Origin of the sequence: Xanthomonas sp. NCPPB 3582 (assembly GCF_041475735.2) — a bacterium.
Lineage (GTDB): Bacteria > Pseudomonadota > Gammaproteobacteria > Xanthomonadales > Xanthomonadaceae > Xanthomonas > Xanthomonas codiaei.
Map to the genome: position 1 here is coordinate 900,930 of NZ_CM192968.1, position 12,387 is coordinate 913,316.

At 58.5% G+C, this 12,387-nt stretch carries 7 protein-coding genes; all 7 read left to right on the top strand.

The genetic code is table 11. The annotated features are described in order from the left end of the window. Positions 1-229: 229 nt before the first annotated feature. The 7 genes from ACCQ05_RS03870 (at position 230) to ACCQ05_RS03900 (ending at position 12,299) form a co-directional block, all read left to right on the top strand. A complete protein-coding gene (locus ACCQ05_RS03870) occupies positions 230-3,352 on the top strand; it encodes a glycosyltransferase (RefSeq protein WP_372392984.1) in 3,123 nt (1,040 codons plus the stop codon). A gap of 82 nt (positions 3,353-3,434) precedes the next feature. Continuing rightward, complete coding sequence (locus ACCQ05_RS03875; RefSeq protein ID WP_228961790.1) at positions 3,435-4,229, top strand: ABC transporter permease; 795 nt, start codon at positions 3,435-3,437, stop codon at positions 4,227-4,229. Next, positions 4,226-5,512, top strand: a complete 1,287-nt coding sequence (locus tag ACCQ05_RS03880) for an ABC transporter ATP-binding protein (RefSeq protein WP_372392985.1) — start codon at positions 4,226-4,228, stop codon at positions 5,510-5,512. Before ACCQ05_RS03875 ends, ACCQ05_RS03880 begins: the two co-directional genes overlap by 4 nt. 51 nt (positions 5,513-5,563) lie before the next feature. Further along, on the top strand, positions 5,564-7,711 hold the full coding sequence (locus tag ACCQ05_RS03885; protein WP_228961792.1) for a methyltransferase domain-containing protein: 2,148 nt from the start codon (positions 5,564-5,566) through the stop codon (positions 7,709-7,711). Continuing rightward, positions 7,711-10,221: a glycosyltransferase family 4 protein gene (locus tag ACCQ05_RS03890; RefSeq protein WP_228961793.1), complete on the top strand. Its 2,511-nt coding sequence runs from the start codon at positions 7,711-7,713 to the stop codon at positions 10,219-10,221. The genes ACCQ05_RS03885 and ACCQ05_RS03890 overlap by 1 nt, the downstream gene beginning before the upstream one ends. A gap of 115 nt (positions 10,222-10,336) precedes the next feature. Continuing rightward, entirely contained in the window at positions 10,337-11,377 is a 1,041-nt protein-coding gene (gene gmd / locus ACCQ05_RS03895) for a GDP-mannose 4,6-dehydratase (protein WP_228961794.1), read from the top strand. Next, positions 11,361-12,299 carry an NAD-dependent epimerase/dehydratase family protein gene (locus ACCQ05_RS03900; protein ID WP_228961795.1) on the top strand — a complete coding sequence of 313 codons (939 nt, stop codon included), beginning with the start codon at positions 11,361-11,363 and terminating at the stop codon, positions 12,297-12,299. Before gmd ends, ACCQ05_RS03900 begins: the two co-directional genes overlap by 17 nt. Positions 12,300-12,387: the final 88 nt, after the last annotated feature.

The window sequence follows — 12,387 nt, forward strand, 5'->3', positions numbered from 1 at the left end:
ACCGTCGCTGAAACGCCTGTTGATGCGTGCATTGTCGGCGACACCGGGCTCACTTATGGCGATCAAACGCCTCGGGGTACGTTTCGGGTTGGGCGGCCTGATGGGGCACGGTCACCTAGCGATCAACGGGAGGGCAAACGGTCTGGCGCCCCAAGAACGCATGACTGCGCGTGCCGCCCGGATCTACGAAGATTTGCGTCGGGCGATGGCCGCCAGGGATCATTGAGTCGTGCGCATCGCCATCGATCTACAGGCAGCCCAGACCGCCAGCAGGCATAGGGGAATCGGGCGATATTCGCTCGCGCTGGCTGAGGCGATGCTGCGTGAGCCGCGCGCGCATGAGTTCTGGTTGGTTATCAATGGCGACATTGCTAGCGACGCGATCGATTCGCTTGCCGCTCTGTTGCCACGCGAGCGCGTAGTGGCGTTCCGCACCGCCCAGCCCGTGCATTGGCGCGATCCGGCAAACGCGTGGCGGCGAACCGCCTCCGAGCATATGCGTGAGTCATTCCTGCAGGCCTTGCAGCCGGATATCGTCCACGTCACCAGCGTGATCGAGGGTGCCAGCGATGGAGCGGTGACCTCCATCGGTCGCAGGGCGGGGGGGGCGTGCACTGCTGCAACCTTGTACGACCTCATCCCGCTACACGATCCGCGATACATCGCCAGCCCATGGGCTGCAGAATGGTACGCAGACAAGGTTGCCTCGCTGCAGCGTGCCGACGTATTGCTCTCGATCTCCGATTACGTGCGGAACGATGCGATCGAACGGTTGTCGGTTGCGCCGGAGCGTGTCGTCAATATCTCATCTGCGGCCTCGCAGATCTTTAGGCCGATTCATGTAGATGACACGCTGCGCGGAAGATTTGCGCACGAGCATGGGATTGTCGGCAGGTACTTGATGTACAGCGGGGCAATGGATCCTCGCAAGAATCTGGAGGCCCTGATCGCAGCCTATGCGCTGCTGGGTCAACAGAAGCAGGAACATTATCAACTGGTGGTCACCGGTCACCTGGACGAGTTGGAGCGCGCGCGGCTTGCGCTAGTTGCGCGTCGATTGAAGTTGTCGGCGGACCGGATCGTCTGTACGGGACACGTGACTGATCAGTCGCTGGTCGAACTGTATTGCGGTGCTGAGCTGTTTGTCCTGCCTTCTTTGCAGGAAGGATTCGGCCTGCCGATGCTTGAGGCGATGGCCTGTGGAACTGCCGTGATTGGTGCACGGGCCAGTAGCATTCCGGAGGTGATCGGGCGCGACGATGCCTTGTTCGATCCGACCGATCCTGCGGCTATCGCTGAAGCGATGCGGCGCGTTCTGGAAGACACAGACTTTGCGCGCAGCCTCCGCCACCATGGGCCACAACGCGCCCGTGCATTCTCATGGGCAGGCAGTGCGTCGCGCGCGCTAGATGCGTTCGAGGCCTGCGGCCAGTTACATCCGGCCGCCAAGTGGGGCTGGCGAGAGACGAGCGAGGCGTTGCAGAAAACGCGTGCTGCGCTCGTCACGGACTTGGCGCACGCATGCGGCGGCCGCGTGCCAGTTGCGGATACGGACCTGGTGCAAGTGGCCGTCGCCATGGATGCAAACGAAGATCTGGTGCGCGACGTGTTGCGAAGGCAACATCCACTCCCCCAGCTCCCCTCGTGGCGTGTCGAAGGGCCGTTCGACAGCAGTTATAGCCTCGCCCTGGTGAACCGTGAACTGGCGCGTGCGCTTGATGCGCAGGGGCTGGATGTGCTCCTGCATTCGACCGATGGCTCGGGAGACTTCGACGCCGACCCAGAATTCCTCGCTTCCGATCAGCAGATTGCGCGGCTTCATTCGCGCGCTTCTGGAAGCGTGCCGGTTGCGGCCGATGTATGCAGCAGGCTGCTGTATCCGCCTCGCATTGCCGACATGGAATCCCGCTTCAACCTGCTGCATGCCTATGCCTGGGAAGAATCGGCCGTTCCTGAGGCTTGGGTTGCCGATTTCAACGAGTTCGTCCAAGGCATCTCCGCGCTGTCCACACATGTGGTCAAGACGTTGGTGGACAGTGGGGTCGCGATCCCGCTCGGCGTCTGTGGCGCCGGGGTGGATCACTGGGAATCAATTGCTGCTGCAGAGGGTCATTCGTTGCAGCGGCGTGGTTTCAGTTTTCTCCATGTGTCTTCCTGCCTTCCTCGCAAGGGTGTGGACGTCCTGTTGCACTCCTACGGCGATGCCTTCAGCGATCGTGACGACGTGTCGCTGATCATCAAGACCTTCGCCAACCCTCAGAACGAGGTTCGTCGCTTGCTGCATGAAGCACGTCGCGCCCGGGCCGACTTTCCTCATGTGGTTCTGATCGAGGAAGATATCGACAGTGCCAGCTTGAAACGTCTTTACTCGCAGTGCGACGTGATGGTTGCTCCCAGCCGGGCCGAGGGCTTCGGGCTGCCGTTGGCAGAGGCTATGTTGTCTGGTCTGGCTGTCATCACCACTGCGTGGGGTGGTCAATGCGATTTTTGCAACGACCAGACCGCCTGGTTAATTGATTACACGTTCGCGCCTGCCGAAACGGTATTTGGTCTCCCCCACTCGGTCTGGGCTGAACCCTCCCGGTCGGGGCTAAGCCGGCTCTTGCGCGAAGTGCATCGCCTCCCCGCCGAGCAGCGCCACGAGCGAACCCGTCGTGGTCAACAGCTCCTGCAGCGCCACTTCCGATGGGCGGATGTGGCGCACCGGCTCTTGGCGTTTGTTCGCGATCTGTGGGCTCGGCCTATTCGCACTGCCACGCCTCTCATCGCCTGGGTTGCGCCCTCCTCGCCGGACCACAGCTCGGGTGGCGTTTTCGCTGAGCTCAGTCGGGGCCTAGCTGGCGATTTAGCGCTATTTGAGATCGACGCATCGATCGTATCTTCAGACTCGACGATGCCCGCAGGCTTGGAATCTCCGTCTGAGCCGCGCCCTTGCGCAATCCGATCCCTTCCTGACATCGGCCATCAGCTGACCAATGCGGTGGTAATCGATTATCCTGACATCCTGCATCGTCAGCATTGGTTCGCTGGCCTGTTGGAGGATCAGCTCGATCAAGGCCGGATTGTCGTTGTGCTGTTGCGTAAGGTTGCCGTATCGGATCCTTGGGAGCCAGTGCTGATTCGTGCGCTCAGGCGATGCGATCGCGTCCTGGTTGCGGGGGTTGCCGACCTCAATCTGCTCAAGAGCCAGGGAGTCAGTGCGAACACGGCGATCCTGCCGACCCTGGGGGGCGATGTGGAGATTCAGCAATCTGCGCTGCGCTTATTGAGTATCGTCCGTGCACTGTTGTGGCAGCGGCAGGCTGATCCATCGATTTTCTCGCCACGGCCAGGAGAGGTGGTTTGCCCGTGACGGTCATCCTTTTCGGCCTCCCTCTTGCGGTTTTTGTGATCGTGGCAATCCTGACCCCGCTCTCTTCGGTAAGCTTAATTTCATGAAAGACCTGCTGCGACCCCTATGGGTATACCGATACTTCATCTTCTCTTCCATCAAGAACGAGTTGAGGATGCGCTTTATTCAAAGCAAGCTTGGTGCGATGTGGATGATTATTCATCCACTGATGCAGGTGCTGATCTTCGCTACGATCCTCTCAGAGGTACTGTCAGCCAAACTGCCTGGAATCGACAATAAATATGCTTATGCGTTGTACCTGATGTCTGGAACGCTATGCTGGAGCATGTTTAACGAGACCATAAATAAATGCGTCTCGCTGTTCGTGGAGAATGGGAATCTGATGAAAAAAATGGCTTTCCCAAGGATATGTCTTCCTTTCATCGCCGCAGGAGCAATGCTGGTGAATAACCTTTTGCTGCTGCTCGCAATCTTCATCGTGTTTGCGATACTTGGGCATTATCCGGGGCAGCAGGTCCTTTGGTTGCCGTTCCTGTTGGTGCTGACATTGACCTTTGCAATGTCGGTGGGTTTGTTGCTGGGGGTGTTCAATGTATTCATGCGCGACATCGCCCAGGTCGTGCCAGTGGTGCTGCAAGCGCTTTTCTGGCTGACCCCTATCGTCTACAACATCAGCATTCTTCCCGAGGATGTCGCCAAGGTCTTCAAACTCAATCCTCTGTTTCCGCTAGTGACTGCGTATCAGCAGGTACTGCTTTACGGCACAACTCCGGATTGGCGCTCGTTGATGCCGCTGTGTGCGGCCACTGCGATATTGGGACTGATGTCGCTGGTGGTGTTCCGACGTGCCAGTCAGGAAATGGTGGATGCGCTATGAGCGATGTCGTGATGCGTGTCGAGGGCGTCGGCAAGGCCTATAGGGTCTGGAGCAGTCAATGGTTGCGAGCTGCCAGTTGGTTCGGTGCTCCAGTGCATGCGCGTGAAGAGCATTGGATCCTGCGCAATGTGTCGTTTTCGATCAAGGCGGGAGAATCCGTTGGCGTGGTGGGGCGCAATGGTGCGGGGAAAAGTACGCTACTGAAGCTGATCACGGGAACCGTGCAGCCTACTGAAGGAGTCATTGACCGGGCGGGGCGAATCGCGGCGATCCTGGAGCTGGGTATGGGATTTAATCCGGACCTGACAGGCAGGCAGAATGCCTACCATTCAGCAGGTTTGATGGGGTACTCCCAACAGCAAATCGATGTGGCCATGCCCGGCATCGAGGGGTTTGCCGAGGTTGGCGAGTACTTCGATGCGCCAGTGCGGACCTACTCTAGCGGAATGCAGGTTCGGGTCGCGTTCGCCGTGGCGACGGCGTTCCGTCCCGACGTGCTGATCGTCGATGAGGCGCTCTCTGTGGGAGACGCCTATTTTCAGGCGAAGTGCTTCAAGCGCGTGCAGGAATTCAAGGAGCAGGGGACCACGTTGATCCTGGTGAGCCACGCAGTAGGTGACATCGTCAAGCACTGCGAGCGCGTGCTATTCATCAAGGATGGCGGCGTCTATGCCGACGGCCCGGCGCGTGAAGTTTCCAATCTGTATCTGGACGAGCTTTTTGGTCGAAAGAGCAGTTCGGATCCTGCGCGTGCGGACGTTCCGATCGAAGCGATCCCAGGCGAAAGCATCGATGACGTATTCCACACTCGCCCTGGGTACAACCGAAACGAGCACCGCTGGGGGCAGGGCGGAGCGAAGATCGTCGATTATGCGGTGACGAGTAGTGGTGAGCGTTTTCCCGCGCGTATCGACAGCGGTGCGATCACGAAATTCCACATGAAGATTGTTTTCGAGCGTGACTTCGACAACGTGGTCCCAGGTCTGCTGTTGAAGACGCTCGAAGGGCTGTTCCTCTATGGGACCAACTCATTTTTGGCGAGCGACGGGCGGAAGACGCTTTCTCCACGGGCAGGCGATGTGGTTACCTGCCATTTCGCATTGCCGCTGAGCGTCAATGAGGGGCACTACATGGTGTCATTGGGGATATCGAGCGGCGATCCGCTCGGCGAGTTGGTGCCCCTGGATAGGCGCTATGATGCCATCTTGCTGGATGTCAGTCGTCCCATGCAGTTCTGGGGCATCGTTGATTTGAAGGCCGAATTTTCCGCCGACGTTGCTTGACGGCCGCCTCTGTCCGCACCATCGGCGCTCCGCTAATCTTAGGTCCCATTGATGACGCATTCCGTTTCCCCGGGCAACAGTTCTATCACCGATCTTGTTGCTGCTTTACCCGAAAAGTATCAGCCGATCTTTGGCCATCCAGAAATCTCCGACGGCAGCTCCCGTGGTTGCGAGGACCGCTTGGAGGTCATCCTAGATGTGGTCAACCATCTGCGGACGGCATTGGGACGTCCGATTCGGGTGCTCGATCTTGGATGCGCACAAGGCTATTTCTCCCTAAACCTGGCGGCGCAGGGGGCCATTGTCCATGGTGCGGATTTTCTCGACCGCAACGTGGCGGTATGTCGAGCGTTGGCGGAAGAGCAGGGCTTTGTGGCCGCTACCTTCGAGTGTGCCCGGATCGAGGACATCGTAAGGGGGCTTGAGATTGGTAGATATGATCTCGTCCTTGGGCTGAGCGTCTTTCATCACCTCATCCATGAGCATGGCCTGGAGCCTGTTGTCGAATTGATTGGGCAGATCGACGCTTGCATTGCGGCTGGTGTATACGAGCTTGCTGTGCGGGAAGAGCCGCTGTATTGGGGGGCGTCGCAGCCCGGAGACCCAGCAGAATTGCTGCAGCGCTATGCGTATCTCCGAGTGTTGTCCCATCAGGGAACGCATCTGTCAGGTATCGTCAGGCCGTTGTATTTCGCAAGCAGTCGTTACTGGCTGATTGGCGATGATTTCCGTGAATTTCTATCGTGGCGCACGGAATCACACGCTCATGCGATGAATAGTCACGCAGGGACGCGACGCTACTACTTTGCCGATGGCGTGATTCTCAAGCAGATGTCCTTGGTTGAGGCGTCGAGGAGGAAGATCAACCTCGCAGAATATGAAAACGAAGTGAGCTTCTTGCGTGATCCGCCTCCTGGGGTGGTTGTTCCGGCTCTGATGCATAACCTGCAGGACAGTCGCGACGTATGGATTCTGCGAGAACAGCTGCCAGGGCGCCTGCTTTCGGAGATGATCCAAGACAAGGCGCCGTATTCTTACGAGGAGATAGCCGATTCCATCATTGCGCAACTTGTTGCGCTGGAGGCGGCTGGGCTTTACCACAACGATCTGCGCTGTTGGAACCTGCTTGTCAATGACAACGGGACTGCCACGTTTATCGATTATGGTGCCGTCTCGACTAGTTCAGTTGATTGCGTCTGGCCAGACGACCTACTTCTTTCGCTCTTGATAACGCTGCGGGAATTGGTGCAGGGACAGATCGCGCCGCCATTGCCCGTTCGCCGCCCGCTCCTCGATATCTCCATGCTACCGACTCGCTATCGGGTCGCGTTCTATACGATATTCAATCGCCCACGTGGGGAATGGACGTTTCGCGCTTTGAGGGAGGCGATCGGCCAGAAGGATGATGAGGCAGAGCGAGCCGGCTGGATATGGCCGCTGCGAAAGCAGGAGCACGCACTGCTCATCTATGAGCGCTACATCCGGGCGGTCGAAGCACGCTCGGCCGAATTTGAGACCAAGCTCGGTGAGTCGCTGAGTAACGCCCATCATTGGTATCTGCGCGCAAATGATCGCGAAGAAGCCATCGACAAGCTCAACAGGGAGATCGATGGGCTGAAAGATACTATCGGCGAGTTGCATCATCTGCAGCTGTCGGGCACCTCGAACATGCATGATCTCCGCCGGAGATTGGAGACTTCCGGTGCCAGCTTCACGGTCGTCCGTGAGCAGTTGGATGAACTCCGCATGCAGCTCGATTCTTCACTTCAAAATGCCCATCATTGGTACCTGCGTGCCAGCACTGCCGAGCAAAATCTGCACGATATCCAGGTTAGTGCGTCATGGCGCCTGACGCGTCCTTTACGAGGGATGGCGCGTTTGGTGAGGTGGCCTCGCGCATCGCTGAAGCGGATCCTGCTTGCTCTGGTTCGTCGTGTTCTCAAGCGCCCGGCGCTTGCCCGTGTGCTGAATAACTGGTTGCGTATGGCGCCTTCCGTCCATGGCAGGATCAGGGGCGCCGTCGCGGCGGATATGGGGATTGATAGCGTGATTCAGCCAGTGGTGGAGGATCGGCCGCGTCCCGGCCAGGTCGTGGATGTCACCGTGGTTGCCGAGCCGGTCGCGGCAGCGAAGCTGTCTGCCCGTGGTCATAAGATCTATGAGCGCATGTTGGCCATACGCAATGGGGAGTCTGCTTGATGCGCATCGTAATGGATCTGCAGGGAGCGCAGTCGGAGAGTCGTTTCCGGGGTATCGGGCGCTATAGCCTGGCATTGGCGCTTGCAGTAGCCCGCGACGCACGGGGGCACGATATCCATGTTGCATTGAACGGTGCTTTTCCGGAGGCCGTGAAGGATATTCGGGCTGCGTTCAAGGGGCTCATTCCGCAGAGCAGTATCCACGTATGGTATGTGCCTCTTCCCGTGCATGCCTGCGATACTGGAAATAGCACGCGGTGCAGTCATGCCGAGATCGTGAGGGAGGCAGCGCTGGCTTCATTGAAGCCGGATATCGTGCATGTATCCAGTCTGTTTGAGGGCTACGGCGACAACGCATTGACCAGCATCGGTCGTCTCTTCCAGATCCCGACCGTGGTGACGATGTATGACTTGATTCCGATGATGAACCCAGAGGTTTATCTCAATCACGACCCGGTCTATGCCAAAGCTTACGCGGAGAAGTTTTCTTTCTTACAGCGGGCGGATGCGGTCTTAGCGATATCGGGAAGTTCAGCTGACGAGGCGCGTCGGGTTGGAAAATTTGGCAGCGATAAGGTCTTCAACATCTCTGCAGGATGCGATGCTGTGTTCTCACAGTTGGAAATCCAGCATCCGGCGCGTCGTTTGGTCCGCGCGAAATTCGGGATCGAAGGTGAGTTTTTTCTCTATACCGGTGGAGCGGATCGGCGTAAGAATTTGAACCGCTTGATCGATGCATATGCGGCACTGCCCGTTGCAACGCGCAAGATTGCCCGCCTGGTCATGGCCGGACGCATGCCTTCGCCGTTGGTGGACGATCTCAAGCGCGTCGCGTTGGAACGAGGGCTGCAAGCGGACGAGGTCATCTTTACCGGTTATGTTTCAGACGAAGAGCTGGTTGCGCTGTATAACGAATGCCGCTTCTTCGTGTTTCCGTCCTGGCACGAGGGATTTGGTTTGCCGGTATTGGAAGCAATGGCATGTGGTGCAGCGGTCATTGCAGCCAACGCTTCAAGTGTTCCGGAGATTGCCACGGAGCCGGCCATGCTGTTTGATCCTTATGACACTGCCGAGATGTCCGAGCGGATTCGCTGGATGCTTGAGGATGATGCAGCCGTAGCGAAAGCTCGCGCTTTTTCGGAGCATCGGGCTACTGCGTTCTCTTGGGAAAGAAGCGCAACAGCGTTTCTCGACGCTTGCGAGAGCGTGCATATGCGATCCCTGCCGCGCACCGATGCTGGTCAGGCACTCAATATAGCCATGGCCGCACTTGGCCGGAAAAGTACGCAAACGCTCGCACTGGTTGCAGCAGCAGATGCGTTGGACCGCAGCATAGCGCCAGAGGAGCGCATGCTCATGCTCGACGTTACCGAGCTGGCCGTGCACGATCGTGGGACGGGTATCCAGCGCGTGACGCGCGCCATCTCGAATGAATGGCTGCGCCGGCCGCCGCATGGCTACCGCATCCAGCTCGTCAGGTTGGATCGCGAGTCACGTCGCTATGTGTGCGCCAATGCCTACGCCGGCCACCTTTTAGGTCAGGATCTCGGTGAGGATACGGCACTGGTGTGTCACGCGGGCGACGTCTTCGTCGGCCTGGATCTGGTGGGGCACGCTGTTGACCTGGCCTCCGATTGGTTCGATTACTTTCATGTTGCGGGAGTAGTGATCAATTTCGTGGTCTATGACATCCTGCCTGTGCGGAATCCACAATGGTGGCCCGGGCCCGGCGGGCAGCACCATGAGCGCTGGCTGCGAGGTATCGTTTCCGTATCGGACCGGTTGATCTGTATTTCGCAGGCCGTTGCAGATGATGTGACTGCATGGATGCTGGAGAATGGAATCGGCAAGCAGCCGGACGTCGCGTGGTTCCACCTTGGCGCTGATCTTGAAGGAAGTGCTCCCAGTCGGGGCATGCCGGATCATGCCGACGCGCTTCTCTCTCGCCTGCAGCAGGTGAGGAGTTTCTTGATGGTGGGTACGCTCGAACCTCGCAAGGGGTATGCCGGCGTGTTGGCCGCATTTGAGCATCTATGGTCTGCAGGGCAGGAGATTGCCTTGGTGATCGTCGGCAAGAAGGGCTGGATGGTGGACGAGCTTTGCGAAAAGTTGGAAACGCATCCGCAGCTTCATCGCAATCTTTTTTGGCTCAGCTCCGCCAGCGACGAACTCTTGGAAAAGCTCTACCAGGCCTGCACCTGCCTCATCGCCGCCTCTGAGGGCGAAGGTTTTGGCTTGCCACTGATCGAGGCGGGGCAGCGACGACTGCCAATTCTGGCCCGCGATATCCCGGTGTTCCGCGAGGTTGCTGGCGAGCACGCCGCATACTTCGCAGGAAACACGTCGGCGGATATAGCGAGCGCCATCGAAAAATGGCTAGAGCTGCATACACAGAACGTGCATCCGCGGACTGACGAGCTGCCTTGGTTGACCTGGGCGCAGAGCGCCGACCAGCTTGCCGCCGCACTTCTGAAGCCGGCCGCCAGTCTGGTATCCGATCCAGGAGGCTGATTGAGGTCAGGCAAGCTATGATGGCGCCGTTGCTTTCCTGCACGGCGATGCTCCGGACGCGTATGGGCGTGATCCAGAGCGGGGCTGTTTTCACCAATTTCCGAAGAGAATGTAGATGACTAACAAGATTGCAATCATTACCGGCGTCACCGGGCAGGATGGTGCCTACCTGACCGAGCTGTTGCTTGGCAAGGGTTACAAGGTGTATGGCACATACCGACGGACCAGTTCAGTTAACTTCTGGCGCCTTGAGGAGGTTGGCGTCGCGAAGCATCCGAATTTGGAATTGGTGGAGTACGACCTCACGGATCTGGGGACGACGATCGCGATGGTCCAGAAGATCCAGCCCGACGAGATCTACAATCTCGCTGCCCAGAGCTTCGTCGGAGTCAGTTTCGATCAGCCGACCACGACGGCGCAAATCACCGGTATCGGCGCGCTGCACCTGCTTGAGGCGATTCGTCTGGTGAACCCGAAGATCCGGTTCTACCAGGCATCGACTTCGGAGATGTTCGGTAAGGTCCAGGCGGTTCCTCAAAAGGAAGACACGCCGTTTTGGCCACGTAGCCCATACGGCGTTGCCAAGCTTTACGCCCACTGGATTACGGTAAATTACCGGGAGAGTTACGATATCTTCGGATCCAGCGGAATTCTGTTCAACCATGAAAGTCCATTGCGCGGACGTGAATTCGTGACGCGCAAGATCACCGACTCGGTGGCCAAGATAAAGCTCGGGCTGCTGGACTGCATGGAGTTGGGCAATCTGGACGCCAAGCGTGACTGGGGCTTCGCGCGCGAGTATGTGGAAGGTATGTGGCGGATGCTGCAGGCCGAGGAGCCGGATACTTTCGTGCTCGCGACCAATCGCACCGAGACCGTGCGCGATTTCGTGAGCATGGCGTTCAAGGGAGCGGGCATCGACGTCGAGTTCCGCGGAAAGGACGCTGAAGAGACTGCGGTGGACACTGCCACCGGCAAGGCGGTCATGCGCATCAATCCGAAGTTCCACCGCCCTGCAGAAGTGGAGCTACTGATCGGCGACCCCGAAAAGGCGGCCCGTATCCTCGGCTGGAAGCCTGAGACCACGCTGGAGCAGCTGTGCCAGATGATGGTCGAGGCCGATCTGAAGAGGAACGAGCGTGGCTTCTCATTCTGACCTGACGGGCAAGCGGGTTCTGATCAGCGGAGCGTCCGGATTCACCGGGCGCTACATGACTCGGCAGCTCAAGGAACAGGGCTGCACGGTCATTGGCGTCGGGACGCGTTCGGACGCTTCCGGCACGGGCAGCACCGACGAGTTCTGGCCGATGGATCTGCGCGACGCTGCCGATGTCGCTCGCGCCGTTGCGCAGGCCCAAGCTGACTACGTTGTGCATCTGGCGGCAGTGGCCTTTGTCGGTCATGGGGATGCCGACGATTTTTACCGCGTCAATCTGCTAGGCACGCGTAACCTGCTGCAGGCGTTGGCTGCAACCCAACACCGCCCGGAGAGGGTGTTGATCGCGAGCAGTGCCAATGTCTACGGCAATGCCACCGAGGGCGTGATCGACGAGTCGGTCACGCCCTCGCCCGCGAACGACTACGCGGTGAGCAAGCTCGCCATGGAATATGTCGCCGGCTTGTGGCACGAGCGCCTGCCCCTGGTGATTGCCCGCCCCTTCAACTATACCGGGGTTGGTCAGGCGACCAACTTCCTGATCCCCAAGATCGTTTCCCATTTCGCATCGCGTGCCTCTTCCATTGAGTTGGGCAACACCGAAGTGTGGCGCGATTTTGGCGATGTCAGGTCGGTCGTGCTGGCTTATCGCAAGCTTCTGCAGGCGTCAGCGGCCGAAGGGCAGATCGTTAATGTGTGCTCGGGTGTCGCCAGTTCGCTAGGGGACATCATCAGGATCTGCTCGAGAATCACCGGCCATGACATCGACGTCCAGGTAAACCCCGCGTTCGTTCGGGAGAATGAAGTTAAGAAGTTGCTTGGCAGCAATGCCAGGTTGCAGGAGCTGATCGGCGATTGGCAGAGTCTCGCGCTGGAGGAGACGCTGCGCTGGATGCTTGAAGCTGCCAGCGCCGAACTGTGAGCCCAATCGAAGGGCGGCGAGATAAATCGAACTTTGGTCTGAGAATTCGGCCGAGGTCCCGCCTTGCGAATGCCTGGTATTTGGACTC

Excerpts from the sequence above, each read along its gene's own strand:
- ACCQ05_RS03890 (WP_228961793.1), top strand. The coding sequence starts at position 7,711 with ATGCGCATCGTAATGGATCTGCAGGGAGCGCAGTCGGAGAGTCGTTTC.
- ACCQ05_RS03885 (WP_228961792.1), top strand. The coding sequence starts at position 5,564 with ATGACGCATTCCGTTTCCCCGGGCAACAGTTCTATCACCGATCTTGTT.
- ACCQ05_RS03880 (WP_372392985.1), top strand. The coding sequence starts at position 4,226 with ATGAGCGATGTCGTGATGCGTGTCGAGGGCGTCGGCAAGGCCTATAGG.
- ACCQ05_RS03875 (WP_228961790.1), top strand. The coding sequence starts at position 3,435 with ATGAAAGACCTGCTGCGACCCCTATGGGTATACCGATACTTCATCTTC.
- gmd (WP_228961794.1), top strand. The coding sequence starts at position 10,337 with ATGACTAACAAGATTGCAATCATTACCGGCGTCACCGGGCAGGATGGT.